We start from the raw sequence: 19,846 nt of genomic DNA, 5'->3' as shown, positions 1-19,846 counted from the left end.
GTTCGCCGGGCAACGATCGGCGGTGCGGAAGGGTGAGGTCAGCCCATGCCGCTGATGCTCTCCGGGGCGATGACGAACAGGACGCGTACCTGGTCGCGACCACCGAACCACGGGTAGGGCCCGCCCAGGTACTTGTGGGACAGCTTCTCGATGTGCTCCGCGGCGCCGTCGGTCGTCACCTCGACCACGCGCCCGCGGACCTGGAAGTAGCGGGACGGGTTGCCGGGGTCCGAGATCGTCACCGCCACGCGCGGATCCCGCTGGATGTTCCGGGTCTTCACATGGGTCTGGACGCTGTTGACGAGCACGTGCTCGCCGTCGGTGTCGACCCAGGTCTGGGTCAGCTGCGGCGAGCCGTCGGGCATCGTCGTCGCGAGGTAGCAAGTGCTGGGGCGGTCCAGTAGATCGAGCAGTTCGGCGGAGAGCTTCACGGTGATCCCTTGATGCGGTGGTTGCTGGCGCGCGCAGCCTACGAGGTTCGCCCGACCGGTTTCCGGACGGATCCCCCCTGATCCCGTGTGCGGGCCCCCCGGGCCGTGCCCTCGGCCGGGGGGATGTCCGGCCTTGCTCAGATCGTCTTGTTCTGGCCGCCGTCGATGAGGACTTCGGTGCCGGTGATGTTGGCCGCCAGCGGCGAGGACAGGAAGAGTACGAGGTCGGCGACCTCGTGCGGCTCGGTGATCCGGCCCGTGCTGATGCCCATGCTCTGCGGCACGACCACGTCGAGGGCCTCCTGCGCCGTGGTGCCCGCGGCGCTGGCCGTGGCGTCGGCGAAGCCGCCGGGGGCCGTCCAGAACGGGGTGCGGACCGGCCCGGGGGAGACCGCGTTCACGCGCACGCCGCGCGGTGCGAACTCCTCCGACAGGGCCTTGGTCAAGCTGGTGAGCGCGGCCTTCGCCGCGGAATAGTCGACGACCATCGGGAAGGGCAGGCGGGCGTTGATCGAACTCATGTTGACGATCGAGGCGCCTTCGGCCGCGAGCAGGTGCGGGAGCGCTGCGCGGCTCGCGCGCACCGCGCTGAAGAAGCTCAGGTCGAAGATCCGCTGCCACCCGGCGTCGTCCACGTCCAGGAAGCCGGTCCGCGCGTCCGCGGCACCCAGGTTGTTGACGAGGATGTCGATCCGGCCGTGCTGTTCCACGGTGCGGCGCACCAGCGTCTCGGCTCCCTCGGCGGTGGACAGGTCGACCGGGACGACCGTGACGTCGTAGGTGTCGCGCAGCGCGTCGAGCTCCGGGGTGGAGGTGCGGCTGCCGGCGACGACGTGCACCCCTTCGCGGCCCATCGCCTCGACGATGGCCAGGCCGATGCCCTTGCTGGCCCCGGTGACGACGGCGACCTTGTCCTTGAGGTGCAGTTCCATGATGCGTCCTTTTCTGGATTGTTCGATAAACAATGACGGTACGGTGAGGCGTGCGCCGGCGCCATTGGAGCGCCGCCGCTGTGGTGAGGGTGTGTGGGAGGGTGTGTCAGTCCAGGCTGCGAAGCGCCGTCGCGACCGCGTCCTCCGTGAACGTGCGGCCGAGGCGTGCCTGGCCGACGACGCGGAGGCCCTGGACGAAGGTGGTCAGGAAGCGCGCCAGTTCCACGGGATTCTTGTCCCGGGACAGCTCGCCGCGTGACTGAGCCCGCTCCAGGGCGCCCGCGAGGGCCGACTCGACCACTCGCATGGCGGCCGCGACGCGGTCTACCGTATCGGGGTCGTCGCCGCGCTCGGTGGCGGCGCTGACCACGAGGCACCCCCGGCTGGGGTCCGTCAGGTCGGCCTCGACCATGTCCATGAGGACCTTGTGTACCGCGGACCGGATCTCGGTCGCGTTCTTAAGGATCTCCGCCAGGCCGCCGGCCTGCAGTGAGCAGTAGCGCTCCAGGGCTCGGGCGTAGAGCTGCTCCTTCGACCCGAAGGCCGAGTACAGACTGCCGCTCCCGATCGACAACTCCTTGAGCAGGTCCTGCAGGGACGTCTCGGCGTAGCCGCGGCGCCAGAACAGGTCCATCGCGCGGTCGACGGCCTGGTCGGTGTCGAACTCCCGGTTGCGTCCCATGTGCTTCACCGTACCACGGTTCTGGATTGATCGATAAAATATGAGTGCGGCCTCTCCGAACGGGGCCCGCTCATCAACCTGCGGCAGGTTGACACCCGCCGGGAGCTGTCCGTGTCGCTCTACGGTGAGGTCCAGAAGGAGTCGTCCAGGCGACCTGGCCGAGGACTTCGGTGTCGATGTCACCTTCTGCGAGACGACGACGATCCACATCGAACGTGCCGTTGAGCACCGGTTCTGCCGCCGAGATCCTGCACGCCGAATCCCATCCGCTCCTGGCGACCGTGGGGCTGCGCGTCGATCCCGCATCCGCCGGCAAGGGGGCGGACTTCCGGCTGGAGCCGGAGTACGACTTCGACCACTACCAGGAGGTTGCGACTGCCCGGCGAGGCGACGGCGAACGCCGTTCCTGACCCTCGGCCCCGGACACCACGCCGGGGCCGCGCGCTGTGGTGCCCCGTCCCATGTCCGGCGAGGAGCGGGGCACTTACCGTCCGACAGCATGACCACATACGCAGCCGCACATCGCACGGGCCGCTTGCGCGCGGTCCTGCTCGTCCTGGTCGCGGTGCTCGCCGCCGCCTTCCTGCCCTCCACCACCGCCGGGGCCGCGGGCACGATCGAGGAGGTGACCGGCTTCGGCAGCAACCCCGGGGCCTTGAAGATGTACCGGTACGTGCCCGCAGGGCTCCCCCAGGGGCGGCCCGTCGTCGTCGCCCTGCACGGCTGTACGCAGAACGCCCGCGACTACGGGACGCAGAGCGGGTGGACGGCCCTCGCCGACCGGTGGGGCTTCTCGGTCGTCCTCCCCGGCCAGACCACCGCCAACAACATCAGCCAGTGCTTCGACTGGTTCCAGCCAGGGGACATCGCCCGCGGCCAGGGCGAGGCCGCGTCCATCCGGCAGATGACCGCTCGCCAGATCACCGACACGGCCGCCGATCCCGCGCGCGTCTACGTGACCGGGCTGTCCGCGGGCGGTGGCATGACCGCGGTCATGATGGCCGCGTACCCGGACGTGTACGCAGCCGGAGGCGTCGTCGCCGGACTGCCCTACGGCTGTGCGCAGGCCGCTGGTTCTCCGTATGTGTGCATGTACGTCGGTGCGACGCAGGCGCCCCGGCAGTGGGGTGACCGGGTGCGCGCCGCCTTCCCCGGGTACACCGGGCCGTGGCCGACGCTGACCGTCTTCCAGGGAACGGCCGACTACACCGTCAAGCCCGCCAACATGGACGACCTGGTGCGGCAGTGGACGGACGTCCACGGCGCGGACCAGACCGCCGACGCGAGCGACACCGTCGCCGGCTTCCCGCACCGCACGTACAAGGACCCGTCCGGCGTCCCGGTCGCGGAGACGTACAGCATCACCGGCATGGGTCACGGCCAGCCCGTCGACCCCGGCACCGGCGCGACCCAGTGCGGGACGGCCGCCGCCTACGTACTCGACGTCAACCTCTGCGCAGCCGGGCGGCTCGGACAGAGCTGGGGGCTGGGCTGAACACGGATGCCGCGATCACTCCCCGGCCAGCGCCGCCAGTTTGGTGACGGTGTTCCAGTTGCGGGCCGTGGCCGTCAGGCCCAGCCGCTTCTCCCAGAAGGCGTGCGAGAGGCGGGTCTTCTGCACACCGTCGGGGCAGTGCACGTAGATCTCGCGCTCGCCCGGGCGGAAGTCGTCCGGGGCGAAGTCCGCCGGGTCGAGGCCCGCGATCCTGTCCGGTTCGACCGGGCCGGACAGGAAGGTGACGAGGAAGCGCGCCGGGTTGACGCCGGTCATGTCGAACGGATTGCGTTCGATCACCGTGTGCAACCCGGCCGCCTCGCGCACGACGCAGGGCACGTCGCGGCCGAACGCGCCCCGGATCGCCTTCTCCAGTCCGTCGGCGAGTGCCACCGGATCGGTGCGGTCGTGGTCGAACAGCGCGTTGCCGCTCTGGAGATGGGTGCGCACCTCCGTGCCGCCGATCTCCTCCAGCAGCACGCGCAGTTCCTGCATGGGGAGCCTGGTGGTCGGCCCGACATTGATCCCGCGCAGGAGCGCTACGTATCTGGTCACGACGCCACATTAACGACGGGCTCGCGGGAGGTACCCACTTTCGGAGGACCGGTGGCTTGGCGTAACGGTTCGGCACTCCGTGGCACCGATACGTTCGCGTGCATGAGCACGAACAGTCACCGGCCTTCCGTGACCGACCTGCGGCTGTCCGCCTTCAAGTCGCACCGAGGTGCGAGCTTCCCGCTCGGCCCGCTCACCCTGCTCGCCGGGCCGAGCGGATCGGGCAAGTCCAGCGTCCTGGAGGCACTGGGCGTGCTCGGGCGGCTTGCCGCCGGGGAGGAGCTGGGAGCGGTCTTCGACGGGGTACGCGGGGGAGTCGCGGCCTGCGTGCCGGACGGCGCCCAGCCGGACGCCGAGGGGCGGCGCGGCTTCCGCATCGGCTGCACGGTGCAGGGTCCCGTCGGCCCGGTACAACTCGATGTCGCCGTACAGACCGAGCCCGAACTGCGCATCGTGGGGGAGCGGTTGGTCGGGGCCGGGGAGACGCTGCTGTCCACGGCACTGCGGGATCCAGGCCGGCGCCAGGTCCAGGCGGCGTGGCACACGGCGGGCCTGGTTCCCGTCACCCGGGCACCCCTGCCGGACGACCGGCTGGCCACCTCGCTGCTGCCGCTGCGCGTCGCGGGGACCACGGAGGGCCAGCGCCTGGTCCTGGCGGCGGCCGAGCAGGTCGTGCTGGGGCTGCGCGGGGTCTTCCCCGTCGACCCGCGCCCCCAGGGCATGAGGGCGCCCGCCGCGGTGTCCGACGGGATGCTGCGCGGCGGCTGCGACAACCTCTCGGCGGTGCTGCGCCGTACGCAGGGCGAGTGCCGCACGCGGCACGCCGCGCTGGTGGGCGCCCTGCGGGAGGTGTGCAGGCCGCCCGTGGAAGGGCTGACGGTGGTCCGCGGGGAGCGGACGGAGCAGGGTCCGGACAGCGTGCTCGCGGCGATCGACCGGGGGCCCGCCGGGCTGGTGCCGGTGGACCGGCTCGGTGACGGGGAGCTGCGATTCCTTGCCCTGGCCCTGGTCCTGCTCACCGGACCGGGAGTGCTGGAGGTCGACACCAGCGGCGAGGTGCCGGACGCGGTCCAGGTGCTGACCGTCCTCGCCGACGGCCTGGACGCGGGCCTGGACCGGGCGCAGTCCCGGAAGCTGCTCGACCTGGCGTGGCAGGTGGCCGAGCGCGGTCACATCAGGCTGGTGGGGACGGTCCACGACGAGACCGTGGCGGAGGGCGCCGAGGGCGTGACGCTGCTGCGCCTCGGGGTCCCGGCGGAGGGCCGGGAACGCGTCCCCGTCCAGGGACCGGGACCGGACTCCGAGCGCAGCGGCGCCGCGATGCGGTAGACCTTGCCGGTGTGACCGAGGATCTGCACGCCCTGCAGCGCCGGCTTGCCGCCTTCGCGGCGGCCCGGCACTGGGAGGGTTACCACACACCGAAGAACCTGGCCGTGGCGCTGAGCGTCGAGGCATCCGAACTGCTGGAGATCTTCCAGTGGCTCACACCCGAGGAGGCGGCCCGGGTGATGGAGGACCCGGAGAGCGCGCACCGGGTCCGGGACGAGGCTGCGGACGTCCTCGCGTATCTGCTGCAGTTCTGCGAGGTGCTGGGCGTCGACCTCCTGGCCGCACTCTCGGCGAAGATCGACAGGAACGAAGCGCGCTTTCCGCTGCCGGCCGGATCGCCAGTGCCGGCTCGGCCCGCGGCGGCCGAGCAGTCGGTGAGCACGCAGGACGAGGAAGGCCTCGGCGGCTGAGGTCGTCAGATCGCGCGCCGGTCCGCCGTCGGCGGCGAGTGAGAGATCGGGGCTGTCCGCTGGAGTTCCTCGATCGGGTGAGTGAGTTTTCCACAGGCACGATGTTGTCCACAGTTCCGCACCGGGCCCTTTCGCCGAGATCCGTGATCCGTCACGCTGAGTGAGCACAAGGGTTCTCAGGGTCTCAAGCGGAGGTGCGACATGGACGCGGTACGGCTGATCCGGGCGACGCGGGAAGCGCTGCGGGGCGGCGGCGCGGAGCGCGATCTGATGGCCGAGGCCTGGCAGGCCCAGGCGCTGACGCAGGCGATCGGCAGCCATCTCGCCCTGCACGGAGCCCCGGAGCTGCGGACGCTGGGCTTCTGGGTGTGCGAGGCGAGCGGCCGGGCGTGCGGTTCGACGGGGCCGCCCGGCGCGGGTGCCGGCCCGCTGCGTGCCGCGATACTCACCGAGGTCCGGGAGCCGGCGGGTGCGTTGCGCGAACTGCGCGAGTTGCTCGCGGAACTCTGCATGGCCCTGGTGTCGGTCGCATGCACGGCCGAGGCCGAGACCGAGTACTGGCAGTGCATCGAGGCGGTCGACGCCGCCGACGAGTCCAAGGACCGGGTCGGCGCCCTGCTGCGCGCGGTCGAGTCGTCGCAGCGGCACAGCGTGTGATGCGCGACGGGGGGCCCGGGTGTCCGGTCGCACAGAACGGACATCGTCAATTCCCCTCCGAGATTGTGGAGTTAGTGTGCATTCACCTCATCGGGGACCCTGGCGCGCTCCCGGAGCCATCGGTCGGCGATCACTTTCGTGGCACGGGGTGCAGGATGGAACCATGGATCTTCGAATATTCACGGAGCCCCAGCAGGGGGCCACGTATGACACCGTTCTCACCGTCGCCAAGGCCACCGAGGACCTCGGCTTCGACGCGTTCTTCCGTTCCGACCACTATCTGAAGATGGGCGGCGCGGACGGTCTGCCCGGGCCCACCGACGCGTGGATCACTCTGGCCGGCCTCGCCCGTGAGACCTCCCGCATCCGGCTCGGCACGCTGATGACGGCGGCGACCTTCCGGCTGCCGGGCGTGCTCGCCATCGAGGTCGCGCAGGTGGACCAGATGTCCGGTGGGCGCGTCGAGCTGGGCATCGGGGCCGGGTGGTACGCGGAGGAGCACGCCGCGTACGGCATTCCGTTCCCGAAGGCGAAGTTCTCGCGGCTGGAGGAGCAGCTGGCCGTCATCACCGGCCTGTGGTCCACGCCCGTCGGAGAGACCTTCGACTTCGACGGCAAGCACTACACGCTCAAGGACTCGCCCGCCTTGCCCAAGCCGGCGCAGGCCAAGGTGCCCGTCCTCATCGGCGGGCACGGCGCCGAGCGGACGCCGCAGCTCGCCGCCCGCTACGCCGACGAGTTCAATCTGCCCTTCGGGTCGCTGGAGGACACGGCCCGGCAGTTCACCCGGGTGCGGAAGGCGGCCGAGGAGCACGGCCGCTGCAAGGACGACATCGTCTACTCCAACGCGCTGGTGGTGTGCGTCGGCAAGGACGATGCCGAGGTCGCCCGGCGTGCCGCCGTCATCGGCCGCGAGGTCGACGAGCTCAAGGCCAACGGCCTGGCCGGTTCACCCTCCGAGGTCGTCGACAAGATCCACCGCTACGCGGAACTCGGCGCGAGCCGCTTCTACCTCCAGATTCTCGACCTGTCCGACCTCGACCACCTGGAACTGATCGCCTCGGGCGTGCAGCCGCAGCTGGACTGACCGGGCACCGTCCCGCGCACCGCACAACAACGAAGGGAGGAGCACTCGCGATGTCCGTACCGACCAGGCCTTTGGCACAGGCCCTCGCCGAGGGGGCCGTGGTCCTCGATGGCGGCCTGTCCCATCAGCTCGCCGAGCAGGGCTGCGACCTGTCCGACGAGCTGTGGTCCGCCCGGCTGCTCGCCGACGACCCGGAGCAGATCGAGGCGGCCCACGCGGCCTACGTACGGGCGGGCGCGCGGGTGCTCATCACCTCCAGCTACCAGGCGACCTACGAGGGCTTCGGCCGGCGCGGCACAGGCCGCGACGCCACGACCGGGCTGCTGCGGCGCAGCGTCGAACTCGCCAGGACCGCGGCGGACCGCGTGGACGAGGAGGTGTGGGTGGCGGCGTCGGTCGGCCCGTACGGCGCCATGCGGGCGGACGGCAGTGAATACCGCGGGCGCTACGGACTGGGCATCGCGGAGCTGGAGCGTTTCCACCGTCCGCGGATCGAGACCCTGGCCGAGGCCGGGCCCGATGTGCTGGCACTGGAGACCGTGCCGGACACGGACGAGGCCGAGGCGATGCTGCGCGCGGCGGACGGGCTCGGTGTGCCCGTGTGGCTCACCTACACCGTCGAGGGGGACGCCACCCGCGCCGGCCAGCCGCTGGAGGAGGCCTTCGGGATCGCCGCCGGCAACGACATCGTGATCGGGGTGGGGGTCAACTGCTGCTCGCCGGCGGACGCGGACCGCGCGGTGGAGACGGCGGCCGTGGCGGGGAAACCCGTCGTGGTGTACCCCAACAGCGGTGAGACATGGGACGCGACGGCCCGCGCCTGGAGCGGCGGTTCGTCCTTCGACCCGGAGCGGATACGCGACTGGGACAAGGCAGGGGCCCGTCTCATCGGCGGGTGCTGCCGGGTCGGTCCCGGCGCGATATCCGGCCTGACCGCTGCCCTCGCCCGCTGACGTCCCGGAAAACCGCTGGTCGAGGCAAGAGTGGCGGGGTGATACTCGGGCGGTGTTCCTGACGATATCGACCACCGGCAGCAGTGACGCGCCCGCCACGGACCTCGGCTTCCTGCTGCACAAGCACCCGGAGAAGACCCAGATCTTCTCGACCTCCTACGGCGACGCCCATGTGTTCTACCCCGAGGCGTCCGAGCAACGCTGCACGGCGGCGCTGCTCCTGGAGGTCGATCCCGTGGCGCTCGTGCGGCGCGGCAAGGGCAAGGGCCGTGGCGGCGCACCCGACTCCGCGCTCGCGCAGTACGTCAACGACCGCCCGTACGCGGCGTCGTCGCTGCTCGCGGTCGCCCTGCGGACGGTCTTCGCCAGCGCGCTCAAGGGCGTGTGCACCGCGCGTCCCGAGCGCGCGGCGAACTCGCTGCCGCTGCGGATCGGCATCCCGGCCGTTCCCGCGCGCGGTGGCGCCGCTCTCGTGCGGCGGCTGTTCGAGCCGCTGGGCTGGAGCGTCGAGGCCGAACCGGTCGCGCTGGACGCGCAGTTCCCCGCTTGGGGCGACTCGCGGTACGTGCGGCTGGTGCTGGAGGGCGAGCTGCGGCTCGCCGAGGCGCTGCGTCATCTGTACGTCCTGCTGCCCGTGCTGGACGACGCCAAGCACTACTGGGTGTCGCCCGACGAGGTCGACAAGCTGCTGCGGATGGGGGAGGGCTGGCTCGCCGGCCACCCCGAGCAGCGGCTGATCACCAGCCGCTATCTCGCCCGGCGCTGGTCGCTGACCCGGCAGGCCATGGACCGGCTGGAGCTGGCCCGGCTGGCCGAGGCCGACGACAGCGAGCCCGAGGCACTGGACAACGCCGTGGACGAGGAGGTGGACACCGAGGAGAAGCCGGTACCGCTGGCGGTGCAGCGGCGCGAGGCGATCGTGGCGGTGCTGCGTTCCGCCGGAGCCGCCCGCGTCCTGGACCTCGGATGCGGGCAGGGACAGCTGGTCGGCGAACTGCTCAAGGACGCCCGCTTCACCGAGATCGTCGGTGTCGATGTGTCGATGCGGGCGCTCGGCGAGGCGACGCGGCGGCTGCGCCTGGACCGCATGGGCGACCACCGGGCCGCGCGCGTGCGCCTGATGCAGGGCTCGCTCGCGTACACCGACACCCGGCTCAAGGGGTACGACGCGGCGGTGCTCAGCGAGGTCGTCGAGCACCTCGACCTGCCGCGGCTTCCTGCCCTGGAGTACGCGGTCTTCGCTACGGCCCGGCCCGCGACCGTGGTCGTGACCACGCCGAACGTCGAGTACAACGTGCGCTGGGAGACGCTGCCGGCCGGACACGTCCGGCACGCCGACCACCGCTTCGAGTGGACCCGCGAGGAGTTCCGCTCCTGGGCCGGGGCGGTGGCGCAGCGGCACGGCTACGACGTCCGCCACGTGCCCGTCGGGCCGGACGACCCCGAGGTCGGCCCGCCCACCCAGATGGCAGTCTTCACCACGACCGCGAAGGAGGCGGTGGCATGACCGGCAAGCGCACCCTGCCCGTGACCGACCTGTCCCTCGTGGTCCTGATCGGCACCACCGGTTCGGGCAAGTCCACCTTCGCCCGGCGGCACTTCAAGCCCACCGAGGTGATCTCCTCCGACTTCTGCCGGGGCCTGGTCAGCGACGACGAGAACGACCAGAGCGCCAGCGGCGACGCCTTCGACGTGCTGCACTACATCGCGGGCAAGCGCCTGGCCGCCGGCCGGCTCACCGTCGTCGATGCCACGAGCGTCCAGCAGGAGAGCCGCCGTCAGCTGGTCCGGCTCGCCCGCGAGTACGACGTGCTGCCCATCGCGATCGTCCTGGACGTGCCCGAGGGGGTCTGCGTCGAGCGCAACGCCGCCCGACCCGACCGTGCCCACCTGCCCCGGCACGTCGTGCAGCGCCAGCACCGCGAACTGCGCCGTTCCCTGCGGCAGCTGGAGCGCGAGGGCTTCCGCAAGGTGCACCTTCTGCGAGGTGCGGAGGAGGTCGAGGCGGCCGAGGTCGTGCTGGAGCGCCGCTTCAACGACAAGCGCGAGCTCACCGGACCGTTCGACATCATCGGTGACGTCCACGGCTGCAGCTCCGAGCTGGAGACGCTGCTCGGCAAGCTCGGTTACACCGACGGCGCGCACCCCGAAGGCCGCACCGCCGTCTTCGTCGGCGACCTGGTCGACCGGGGCCCCGACAGCCCCGGCGTGCTGCGCCGCGTCATGAGCATGGTCGCCTCCGGGAACGCCCTGTGCGTGCCGGGCAACCACGAGAACAAGCTCGGCCGCTACCTCAAGGGCAAGAAGGTCCAGCACACCCACGGACTCGCCGAGACGATCGAGCAGTTGGAGAAGGAGGACGCGAAGGACCCCGCCTTCCGGGAGGAGGTCCGGGAGTTCATCGACGGACTGGTCAGCCACTACGTCCTGGACGGCGGCAAGCTGGTGGTCTGCCACGCGGGCCTGCCCGAGAAGTACCACGGCCGCACCTCCGGCCGGGTGCGCTCGCACGCCCTCTACGGCGACACCACCGGCGAGACCGACGAGTTCGGCCTGCCCGTGCGCTACCCGTGGGCCGAGGACTACCGCGGCCGCGCGACTGTCGTCTACGGCCACACGCCGGTGCCGAACACCTCGTGGATCAACAACACCATCTGCCTGGACACCGGTGCGGTGTTCGGCGGGCGGATGACCGCGTTGCGCTGGCCCGAGCGCGAGATCGTCGACGTGCCCGCCGAGCGGGTCTGGTACGAGCCGGCCAAGCCACTGGCCGCCGAGGCCCCCGGCGGTCACGAGGGGCGTCCGCTGGCCCTCGCCGACGTCACCGGCCGCCGGATCGTGGAGACCGCGCACCACGGCCGGGTCGCCGTCCGCGAGGAGAACGCGGCGGCCGCACTGGAGATCATGAGCCGCTTCGCCGTCGACCCGCGCCTGCTGGCCTACCTGCCGCCGACGATGTCGCCGTGCGCGACCTCGCAGGCCGAGGGGTATCTGGAGCACCCGCACGAGGCGTTCGCCGCCTACCGCGAGGACGGTGTGCGCGAGGTGCTGTGCGAGGAGAAGCACATGGGCTCCCGCGCGGTGGCCCTGGTCTGCCGCGACGCCGAGGCGGCCGGGGTCCGCTTCGGGGTGACCGACGGCACCACCGGCACCCTGCACACCCGTACCGGCCGGCCGTTCTTCGACGACCCGGCCGTCACGGAGGCGGTACTCGACCGGCTGCGGGCCGCGGTCACCGCCGCCGGGCTGTGGGACGAGCTCGGCACGGACTGGATGCTGCTCGACGCCGAGCTGCTGCCCTGGTCGCTGAAGGCGTCCGGTCTGCTGCGCAAGCAGTACGCCGCCGTGGGTGCCGCCTCGGGCGCCGTCTTCCCGGAGGCACTGGCCGCCCTGGAGGCCGCGGCGGCGCGCGGCACCGACGTGGCAGGGCTCCTGGGCCGGCAGCGTGAGCGCGCCGAGGACGCCGAGGCCTTCACCGAGGCGTACCGGCGCTACTGCTGGACGACCGAGGGGCTGGACGGGGTACGTCTGGCGCCGTTCCAGATCCTGGCCGTCCAGGGCCGCAGCCTCGCCGCGCTGCCGCACGACGAACAGCTCGCACTGATCGACCGGCTGGTCGCGGGCGATCCGACGGGCCTGCTGCGGGAGACCCGGCGGATGCCGGTCGACACCGGGGACGAGGAGTCGGTGGCGGCGGCCACCCGCTGGTGGCTGGAGATGACCGAGGCCGGCGGCGAGGGCATGGTCGTCAAGCCGCTGCGGGCGCTGCTGCGGACCGAGGACGGCAACCGGCTGGTGCAGCCCGGCATCAAGTGCCGCGGCAGGGAGTACCTGCGGATCATCTACGGTCCCGAGTACACCCGGCCCGATCAGCTGTCCCGTCTGCGCTCCCGGACGCTCGGTCACAAGCGCTCGCTCGCGCTGCGCGAGTACGCCCTCGGACTGGAGGCGCTGGACCGCATGGCCGCGGGCGAGCCCCTGTGGCGGGTCCACGAGGCGGTCTTCGCCGTCCTGGCGCTGGAGTCGGAGCCGGTGGACCCCCGGTTGTGACGGGCGAGGGGCGGGCACCCGGGTGCCCGCCCCTCCCGGGCGGTAAACCCCGGCCAAGTGGGAATGTCTAGCCCCATGGCATTCCATGTGGACTCCGAGGCCGGGCGGCTGCGCAGCGTCATCCTTCACCGCCCCGGCCTGGAGCTGAAGAGGCTCACGCCGTCGAACAAGGACGCTTTGCTCTTCGACGACGTCCTGTGGGTGCGCCGGGCGCGCGCCGAGCACGACGGCTTCGCCGACGTGCTGCGCGACCGGGGGGTGACGGTCCACCTCTTCGGTGATCTGCTGTACGAGTCACTGGCCCTTCCGGAGGCCCGGCGGCTGGTCCTGGACCGGGTCTTCGACGAGAAGGAGTACGGGCCGGTCGTCACCGACCACTTGCGCGCCGCCTTCGAGGAGCTGAGCGCGGCCGAACTGGCCGAGGCGCTGGTCGGCGGTATGACCAAGCGGGAGTTCCTGGCCCGGTTCGCCGAGCCGACCTCGGTGCGCTTCCACGTCATGGAGCTGGACGACTTCCTGCTCAATCCGCTGCCGAACCACATCTTCACCCGGGACACCTCCGCCTGGGTCTACGACGGGGTGAGCATCAACGCGATGCGCTGGCCCGCCCGCTGGCACGAGACCGTCCACTACGAGGCGGTCTACCGGCACCACCCGCTCTTCGCCGGCACGGGCTTCAACGTGTGGTCGGAAGGCCAGGCCGCCTACCCCTCCACCATCGAGGGCGGCGACGTGCTGGTGATCGGCAACGGCGCCGCGCTGATCGGGATGAGCGAGCGCACCACTCCGCAGGCCGTGGAGATGCTGGCGCAGCGCCTGTTCAACGCCGGTTCGGCGACCACCATCGTCGCGCTCGACATGCCCAAGCGGCGGGCCTTCATGCACTTGGACACCGTGATGACCATGGTGGACGGCGGCACCTTCACCAAGTACGCGGGACTGGGCATGCTGCGGTCGTACACCATCGAGCCCGGTGCGGGGGAGCGGGACCTGAAGGTCACCGACCATCCGCCGGAGCACATGCACCGCGCCATCGCCGCGGCCCTCGGCCTGGACGACATCCGGGTCCTCACCGCCACCCAGGACGTGCACTCCGCGGAGCGCGAACAGTGGGACGACGGGTGCAACGTGCTGGCGGTGGAGCCTGGTGTGGTCCTGGCGTACGAGCGCAACAGCACCACCAACACCTTCCTTCGCAAGCGCGGCATCGAGGTGATCGAGATCCCCGGGAGCGAGCTGGGCCGGGGGCGCGGCGGTCCGCGCTGCATGAGCTGTCCGATCGAGCGCGACGCCGTGTGACGGCTCGGTGCCGACGCAGCGACCAGGCGCTCCGGCCGACGGGTTCGGCCGGTGCGCCGGTGCGCCGGTGTTCGCGGGGCGGTAAATCGTGTGCCCCGCGAACACCGGAGGGGCTACCCTCGGCGCTGTGAACGTCATGGGCCGAAGCACCACCGCGACCGCGCGAGCGACCAGCTCGCCGGTTGCCGCCGCCTGACGTACGTCCTGCTTCCACCGGCGACCGGAAACGGCCCGCCGATGGCTCCATGGCTTCCCCGCCCCGGTTCCGATGATCGTGTGGACTGTTGTCCGGTGCCTCCCCGCTGCGCACGCGAAGGAGTCATCCCATGCACACCGACCGGATCATGAGCACCGATCAGATCGTCCGCACGTTCGTCGAGTACTACGAGGAGCGTGGCCACCGGCGGATCACCGGCTCGACCCTGCTGCCGCCGCCCGGGGACCCGGTGCTGTTCACCACCTCGGGTATGCACCCGCTCACCCCGTACCTCGAGGGGCGTCCGCACCCGCTCGGCAGGCGGCTGGTCAACCTGCAGCGCTGTCTGCGCACCACGGACCTCGACGAGGTCGGCGACAGCACCCATCTGACCGTCTTCGAGATGCTCGGCACCTGGTCGCTCGGCGACTACGAGGGCCCGTCGAGCCTCGAGTGGGGCTACGGACTGCTCACCGAGGGGTTCGGCATCGATCCGGGCCTGCTCCACGCCACGGTCTTCGGTGGCGACGACCGGACCGGCCCGGACACCGCCTCCCTGGAGCTGTGGCAGGGGCACGGGGTACCGGTGGAGCTCACTGTCGAGGACAACTGGTGGTCCAACGGACCGAGCGGCCCGTGCGGCCCCGACTCGGAGATCTTCCTGTGGACCGGCGACACCCCGCCGCGGTCCACGCCGACCGAGGACGACCGCTGGGTGGAGGTGTGGAACCACGTGATGATGCGCCATCGACGGCTCGCCGACGGTTCACTCGTGCCGCTCCCACAGCGCAATGTCGACACCGGACTCGGCCTGGAACGACTGGCCTCGCTGCTGCAGGGCCGGACGTCGGTGTTCGAGTGCGACGTCTTCGACCCCTGGCGCCGTTACGTGCCGGCCCTGTGGCCGTTGGACGAACCGTCGCTGCGGCTGGTCTGCGACCACCTGCGCTCAGCCGTCGTGGTGATCGGCGACGGGACGCTCCCCGGCAACACCGGCCGTGGCTATGTGCTGCGGCGGCTGATCCGGCGGGTGCTCACCGTGCTGCGGCGGGACGATCCGTCGTGCGGCCTGGGAGACCTGCCGGACGAGCTGGTCCGGCACACCCTGGACCACTTCCGTCAGGACATGGACCCGGACACCGTGCGCCGGGTGCTGCTCGAGGAGGAGCACCGTTTCGGCCGGCTTCTGGAGCGCGGCCGGCAGCTGCTGGCCCGCCCCCGGTTCCGTGGCCCGCTGGGCGAGGAGGACTTCCGCTACCTCCACGACACCCACGGCCTGCCGCGCGACCTCGTCCTGAGCCTCCGGCCGGAGTGAGGCTCGGGTCGCGGCGACGCATCCAGGCGGTCCGTAGGTGTGACCCAGCCGAGTGCGGGAGGGGTGTGACGCGGCACGCAGTACGGTGCGACCGATGCCGTGCCGACATGAGCATCGGCACGCCGCGTCACAAGGGCGTCACCCATTCTTCATCCGGAAGCTCTGTATAAACATGCGAATTAACGTATACACTTCCACGTCATTGGTGTACGCGTGTTCGGCGCCCGGCCGACGACGACCTAGGAGCCCCTCATGGCCATCGACCTTGCCGGTCGCCCCTTCCTCAAGGAGCTGGACTTCGCCCCCGAGGAGTTCCGCGGCCTGGTGGAGCTGGCGGGCGAGCTGAAGGCGGCCAAGAAGGCGGGCGCCGAGGTGCGGCGGCTGGCGGGCCGGAACATCGCGCTGATCTTCGAGAAGACCTCGACCCGCACCCGTTGCGCCTTCGAGGTCGCCGCGGCAGACCAGGGCGCCGCCACGACCTACCTGGACCCCGCGGGATCCCAGCTCGGCCATAAGGAGTCGGTCAAGGACACCGCCCGTGTACTGGGCCGGATGTTCGACGGCATCGAGTACCGCGGCACCGGCCAGGAGGTCGTAGAGGAACTCGCCGCACACGCCGGGGTCCCGGTGTGGAACGGGCTCACCGACCAGTGGCACCCGACCCAGATGCTCGCCGACGTCCTCACCATGACCGAGCACTCCGGCCGCCCGGCAGGCGACGCGGCCGGCATCGCGTACGCCTACCTCGGCGACGCCCGCTCCAACATGGGCAACTCCCTGCTGGTCACCGGGGCGCTGCTGGGCATGGACGTGCGCATCGTGGCCCCGAAGCGGCTGTGGCCGCGGGATTCGGTCGTCGCCGAGGCGCACCGTCTGGCCGCCGTCACCGGCGCGGGCGTCACGCTCACCGAGGACGTCGCCGAGGGCGTGGCGGGCGCGGAGTTCGTCCACACCGATGTCTGGGTCTCGATGGGCGAGCCCAAGGAGGTCTGGGACGAGCGCATCGCGCTGCTCGCTCCCTACGCGGTGACCGCGGACGTCCTGCGCGCGACGGGCAGGGCGGACGTGAAGTTCATGCACTGCCTGCCGGCCTTCCACGACCTCGGCACGACGGTGAGCCGGGAGATCCACGAGCGGCACGGGCTGACCTCACTCGAGGTCACCGACGAGGTCTTCGAGTCCTCGCACTCGGTCGTCTTCGACCAGGCGGAGAACCGGATGCACACCATCAAGGCGGTCCTGGTCGCCACCCTCGCGGACGGCACACCTATGGCGTAGTCGTGACGGCAGTCACGAAGGAGTGATAACTTCGCGGTGAAGGCAGTCTGCCTCCCCCGCGAAGGAGGACGTGCCCATGAGCCCCTACCGAGGCTCCGCAGGCCGCACCGAGGAATGGCGGCACCTGCGGGTGGACCGGGCCGACGGCGTCGTCACCGTCACCCTCGACCGTCCCGACAGGCTCAACGCGCTCACCTTCGGCGCCTACGCCGATCTGCGCGACCTGCTCACCGAGCTTCCGCACGGTGGTGACACCCGCGTCATGGTGCTCGCCGGCGCCGGGCGCGGCTTCTGTTCCGGCGGTGACGTGGACGAGATCATCGGCGCGACCCTCGCCATGGGCGCGGGCCAGCTGCTGGACTTCACCCGGATGACGGGGCAGGTGGTCAGGGCCATCCGCGAGGCGCCCTTCCCGGTGATCGCGGCGGTGCACGGCGTCGCGGCGGGCGCGGGTTCCGTCATCGCCCTCGCCTCGGACTTCCGGGTGGTCGAGCGCTCCGCCCGCTTCGCCTTCCTCTTCACCAAGGTGGGCCTTGCCGGCGCAGACATGGGCGCCGCCTATCTGCTGCCCCGCATGGTGGGCCTCGGTCACGCCACCCGGCTGCTCATGCTCGGCGACACCCTCGGCGCCGCCGAGGCCGACCGCATCGGCCTGGTCAGCGAACTCGTCGACGACGGCCAGGCCGACGCGAGCGCCGCCGCCCTGGCCAAGCGGCTGGCCGCCGGGCCCGCCCTCGCGTACCAGCAGACCAAGGCGCTGCTCACCGCCGAGCTCGACATGCCGCTGGCCGCCGCCGTGGAGATGGACGCCGCCACCCAGGCGCTGCTGATGACCAGCGCCGACTACGCGGAGTTCCACGCGGCGTTCACCGAGAAGCGCAGTCCCAACTGGAAAGGCTGCTAGCCGTGCGAGCCGCCATCATCGGCGGCGGCCCCGGCGGGCTGTACGCGGCCGCGCTGCTCAAGCGCCTCGACCCCGAGCGGGACATCACCGTCTGGGAACGCGGTGCGCCGCAGGACACCTTCGGCTTCGGTGTCGTGCTGTCCGACGAGACGCTCGGCGGCATCGAGCACGCCGACCCGGTCGTCTTCCGTGCCCTGGAGGGCGAGTTCACCCGCTGGGACAACATCGACGTCCACCACCGCGGACGGGTCGTGACCTCCGGCGGCCATGGCTTCGCCGCCGTGGACCGTCGCCGGCTGCTCACGATCCTGCACGAACGCTGCCGCGCCCTGGGCGTGACGGTACGCAGCCGCGAACTCGCCCCCGCTGCCGCGGAACTGGCAGGCACGCACGACCTCGTCGTCGCCGCCGACGGCGCCAACAGCGCCACCCGGGGCGCTCATGCCGCGACCTTCCGCGCCACCCTGACCGGTCACGGCTGCCGTTACATCTGGCTCGCCTCCGACCTCGCCCTGGACGCCTTCCGCTTCGAGATCGTGGAGACCGAGCACGGCATCATGCAGGCCCACGGCTACCCGTACCGGCAGGACGCCGCCACCTTCATCGTCGAGATGCGCGAGGACGTCTGGCGGAGCGCGGGCCTGGACCACGCGGACGAGAGGGAGTCCATCGCCCGCTGCGAGAAGATCTTCGCCGACGCCCTCGGCGGCCACTCCCTGCGCGGCAACCGCTCCCGCTGGGGCGCCTTCACCACGGTCGTCAACGAGCGCTGGCGGCACGAGAACATCGTGCTGCTGGGCGATGCCGCGCACACCGCGCACTTCTCCATCGGCTCGGGCACCAAGCTCGCCATGGAGGACGCCCTCGCGCTCGCCGCGTCGCTGCGCGAGCAGCCGGACATCCCCCGGGCCCTGGCCGCGTACGAGGCAGAGCGGAAGCCCGTCGTCGCCAGCACCCAGCGGGCGGCCCGCGCGAGCCTGGAGTGGTTCGAGCACCTGGAGCAGTACGCGGCACAGCCGCCGCGGCAGTTCGCCTTCAACCTGCTCACCCGCAGCCGCCGCGTCACCCACGACAATCTGCGGCTGCGCGACGCGGACTTCGCCGCCGCCGTGGAACGGGACTTCGGCACGGACCCCGACACCCCGCCGATGTTCACCCCGTTCACCCTGCGCGGGCTGACCCTGCGCAATCGCGTCGTGGTCTCCCCGATGGACATGTACTCGGCCACCGACGGAGTCCCCGGCGACTTCCATCTCGTCCACCTGGGTGCCCGGGCCCTCGGCGGCGCGGGCCTGGTCATGACCGAGATGGTCTGCGTCAGCCCGGAGGGCCGTATCACCCCGGGCTGCGCGGGACTGTGGAACGACGAGCAGGAGGCGGCCTGGCGCCGCGTCACCGACTTCGCGCACACCCAGCCCGGGGCCGCGGTCGGTCTCCAGCTCGGCCACAGCGGCCGCAAGGGCTCCACACGACTGATGTGGGAGGGCATCGACCAGCCCCTCCCGTACGGCAACTGGTCGCTGGCCGCGCCCTCGCCGCTCCCGTACCGACCCGGCACCAGCCAGATCCCGCACACCCTGGACGCCGACGGACTCGCCCGCGTCCGCGAGCAGTTCACCGAGTCCGCACGGCGCGGCGCCCGCGCCGGCTTCGACCTGCTGGAACTGCACTGCGCCCACGGCTATCTGCTCTCCGGCTTCCTGTCCCCGCTCACCAACCGCCGCACCGACGCCTACGGCCGCGGCCTGGACGGGCGGCTCCGCTTCCCGCTGGAGGTCTTCGACGCCGTCCGCGAGGTCTGGCCGGCCGACCGGCCCATGACGGTGCGCATCTCCGCCACCGACTGGGCGGAGGGCGGCACCACCGCCGAGGACGCCGTGGAGATCGCGCGGGCCTTCGCCGACCACGGCGCCGACGCGATCGACGTCTCCACCGGCCAGGTCGTCCCCGACGAACGGCCGGACTTCGGCCGCTCCTACCAGACCCCGTTCGCCGACCGCATCCGCAACGAACTCGGCGTCCCCGTCGTCGCCGTCGGCGCCATCTCCTCCTGGGACGACGTCAACTCCCTGCTCCTCGCGGGCCGCGCCGACCTGTGCGCGCTGGCCCGCCCCCATCTGTACGACCCGCACTGGACCCTGCACGCCGCCGCGGAACAGGGCTACACCGGCCCCGGCGCGCCCTGGCCGCTCCCGTACCGGGCGGGCAGCCGCAAGCCGCCCGCCGGACGTACGGACGCGCCGAGGCCGCGCCTGACGCTGGACGGGTGAGAC

At 71.6% G+C, this 19,846-nt stretch carries 18 protein-coding genes; 14 read left to right on the top strand and 4 right to left on the bottom strand.

The genetic code is table 11. The features are described from left to right. Positions 1-38 precede the first annotated feature (38 nt). The 3 genes from RV983_RS10075 to RV983_RS10065 all read right to left on the bottom strand — a co-directional run bounded on the left by RV983_RS10075 (position 39) and on the right by RV983_RS10065 (position 2,045). Complete coding sequence (locus RV983_RS10075) at positions 39-431, bottom strand: PPOX class F420-dependent oxidoreductase (protein WP_475985458.1); 393 nt, start codon at positions 429-431, stop codon at positions 39-41. Between the two features lie 137 nt (positions 432-568). Then, complete coding sequence (locus RV983_RS10070) at positions 569-1,363, bottom strand: SDR family NAD(P)-dependent oxidoreductase (protein WP_475985457.1); 795 nt, start codon at positions 1,361-1,363, stop codon at positions 569-571. Positions 1,364-1,469: 106 nt separating this feature from the next. Beyond that, positions 1,470-2,045 carry a TetR/AcrR family transcriptional regulator gene (locus RV983_RS10065; RefSeq protein ID WP_475985456.1) on the bottom strand — a complete coding sequence of 192 codons (576 nt, stop codon included), beginning with the start codon at positions 2,043-2,045 and terminating at the stop codon, positions 1,470-1,472. Positions 2,046-2,266: 221 nt separating this feature from the next. Between RV983_RS10065 and RV983_RS10060 the strand changes: the two genes are divergently transcribed. Further along, on the top strand, positions 2,267-2,455 hold the full coding sequence (locus tag RV983_RS10060; protein WP_475985455.1) for a hypothetical protein: 189 nt from the start codon (positions 2,267-2,269) through the stop codon (positions 2,453-2,455). Between the two features lie 89 nt (positions 2,456-2,544). Then, on the top strand, positions 2,545-3,540 hold the full coding sequence (locus RV983_RS10055; RefSeq protein ID WP_475985454.1) for an extracellular catalytic domain type 1 short-chain-length polyhydroxyalkanoate depolymerase: 996 nt from the start codon (positions 2,545-2,547) through the stop codon (positions 3,538-3,540). 15 nt (positions 3,541-3,555) lie between these two features. Here RV983_RS10055 and RV983_RS10050 read toward each other — a convergent pair whose 3' ends face one another. Then, on the bottom strand, positions 3,556-4,095 hold the full coding sequence (locus RV983_RS10050; RefSeq protein ID WP_475985453.1) for a DUF1697 domain-containing protein: 540 nt from the start codon (positions 4,093-4,095) through the stop codon (positions 3,556-3,558). 102 nt (positions 4,096-4,197) lie between these two features. Here RV983_RS10050 and RV983_RS10045 point away from each other — a divergent pair, with 102 nt between their 5' ends. The 12 genes from RV983_RS10045 to RV983_RS09990 all read left to right on the top strand — a co-directional run bounded on the left by RV983_RS10045 (position 4,198) and on the right by RV983_RS09990 (position 19,843). Continuing rightward, entirely contained in the window at positions 4,198-5,424 is a 1,227-nt protein-coding gene (locus RV983_RS10045; protein WP_475985452.1) for an AAA family ATPase, read from the top strand. Between the two features lie 11 nt (positions 5,425-5,435). After that, positions 5,436-5,834, top strand: a complete 399-nt coding sequence (locus RV983_RS10040) for a nucleotide pyrophosphohydrolase (protein WP_475985451.1) — start codon at positions 5,436-5,438, stop codon at positions 5,832-5,834. A 201-nt stretch (positions 5,835-6,035) separates the two neighbouring features. Then, positions 6,036-6,491 carry a DUF6099 family protein gene (locus RV983_RS10035; RefSeq protein WP_475985450.1) on the top strand — a complete coding sequence of 152 codons (456 nt, stop codon included), beginning with the start codon at positions 6,036-6,038 and terminating at the stop codon, positions 6,489-6,491. A 163-nt stretch (positions 6,492-6,654) separates the two neighbouring features. Next, positions 6,655-7,578, top strand: a complete 924-nt coding sequence (locus RV983_RS10030; protein ID WP_475985449.1) for an LLM class F420-dependent oxidoreductase — start codon at positions 6,655-6,657, stop codon at positions 7,576-7,578. 50 nt (positions 7,579-7,628) lie between these two features. Then, positions 7,629-8,531 (top strand): homocysteine S-methyltransferase, encoded by a 903-nt coding sequence (mmuM, locus tag RV983_RS10025; protein ID WP_475985448.1) that lies wholly within the window; start codon positions 7,629-7,631, stop codon positions 8,529-8,531. Positions 8,532-8,583: 52 nt separating this feature from the next. After that, complete coding sequence (locus tag RV983_RS10020) at positions 8,584-10,038, top strand: 3' terminal RNA ribose 2'-O-methyltransferase Hen1 (RefSeq protein ID WP_475985447.1); 1,455 nt, start codon at positions 8,584-8,586, stop codon at positions 10,036-10,038. Beyond that, positions 10,035-12,581 (top strand): polynucleotide kinase-phosphatase, encoded by a 2,547-nt coding sequence (locus RV983_RS10015; protein ID WP_475985446.1) that lies wholly within the window; start codon positions 10,035-10,037, stop codon positions 12,579-12,581. The genes RV983_RS10020 and RV983_RS10015 overlap by 4 nt, the downstream gene beginning before the upstream one ends. A gap of 75 nt (positions 12,582-12,656) precedes the next feature. Beyond that, on the top strand, positions 12,657-13,880 hold the full coding sequence (locus tag RV983_RS10010) for an arginine deiminase (RefSeq protein WP_475985445.1): 1,224 nt from the start codon (positions 12,657-12,659) through the stop codon (positions 13,878-13,880). Between the two features lie 344 nt (positions 13,881-14,224). Continuing rightward, positions 14,225-15,391 carry an alanine--tRNA ligase-related protein gene (locus RV983_RS10005; protein ID WP_475990274.1) on the top strand — a complete coding sequence of 389 codons (1,167 nt, stop codon included), beginning with the start codon at positions 14,225-14,227 and terminating at the stop codon, positions 15,389-15,391. Positions 15,392-15,643: 252 nt separating this feature from the next. Next, positions 15,644-16,669 carry an ornithine carbamoyltransferase gene (gene argF, locus RV983_RS10000; RefSeq protein WP_475985444.1) on the top strand — a complete coding sequence of 342 codons (1,026 nt, stop codon included), beginning with the start codon at positions 15,644-15,646 and terminating at the stop codon, positions 16,667-16,669. Between the two features lie 76 nt (positions 16,670-16,745). Then, a complete protein-coding gene (locus tag RV983_RS09995; protein WP_475985443.1) occupies positions 16,746-17,573 on the top strand; it encodes an enoyl-CoA hydratase family protein in 828 nt (275 codons plus the stop codon). 2 nt (positions 17,574-17,575) lie between these two features. Further along, positions 17,576-19,843, top strand: coding sequence for a bifunctional salicylyl-CoA 5-hydroxylase/oxidoreductase (locus RV983_RS09990; protein WP_475985442.1), 2,268 nt, complete (start codon positions 17,576-17,578; stop codon positions 19,841-19,843). The last annotated feature ends 3 nt before the right edge of the window (positions 19,844-19,846 follow it).

It is taken from the genome of Streptomyces sp. RLA123 (genome assembly GCF_056270165.1).
Note: the sequence above shows the minus strand (reverse complement) of the source record. Positions and strands in the feature narration are given on the sequence as shown.

Excerpts from the sequence above, each read along its gene's own strand:
- mmuM (WP_475985448.1), top strand. The coding sequence starts at position 7,629 with ATGTCCGTACCGACCAGGCCTTTGGCACAGGCCCTCGCCGAGGGGGCC.
- RV983_RS10015 (WP_475985446.1), top strand. The coding sequence starts at position 10,035 with ATGACCGGCAAGCGCACCCTGCCCGTGACCGACCTGTCCCTCGTGGTC.
- RV983_RS10065 (WP_475985456.1), bottom strand. The coding sequence starts at position 2,045 with ATGGGACGCAACCGGGAGTTCGACACCGACCAGGCCGTCGACCGCGCG.
- RV983_RS10035 (WP_475985450.1), top strand. The coding sequence starts at position 6,036 with ATGGACGCGGTACGGCTGATCCGGGCGACGCGGGAAGCGCTGCGGGGC.
- RV983_RS10055 (WP_475985454.1), top strand. The coding sequence starts at position 2,545 with ATGACCACATACGCAGCCGCACATCGCACGGGCCGCTTGCGCGCGGTC.
- RV983_RS09995 (WP_475985443.1), top strand. The coding sequence starts at position 16,746 with ATGAGCCCCTACCGAGGCTCCGCAGGCCGCACCGAGGAATGGCGGCAC.
- RV983_RS10070 (WP_475985457.1), bottom strand. The coding sequence starts at position 1,363 with ATGGAACTGCACCTCAAGGACAAGGTCGCCGTCGTCACCGGGGCCAGC.
- RV983_RS10045 (WP_475985452.1), top strand. The coding sequence starts at position 4,198 with ATGAGCACGAACAGTCACCGGCCTTCCGTGACCGACCTGCGGCTGTCC.
- RV983_RS10005 (WP_475990274.1), top strand. The coding sequence starts at position 14,225 with ATGAGCACCGATCAGATCGTCCGCACGTTCGTCGAGTACTACGAGGAG.
- RV983_RS10030 (WP_475985449.1), top strand. The coding sequence starts at position 6,655 with ATGGATCTTCGAATATTCACGGAGCCCCAGCAGGGGGCCACGTATGAC.
- argF (WP_475985444.1), top strand. The coding sequence starts at position 15,644 with ATGGCCATCGACCTTGCCGGTCGCCCCTTCCTCAAGGAGCTGGACTTC.
- RV983_RS10010 (WP_475985445.1), top strand. The coding sequence starts at position 12,657 with ATGGCATTCCATGTGGACTCCGAGGCCGGGCGGCTGCGCAGCGTCATC.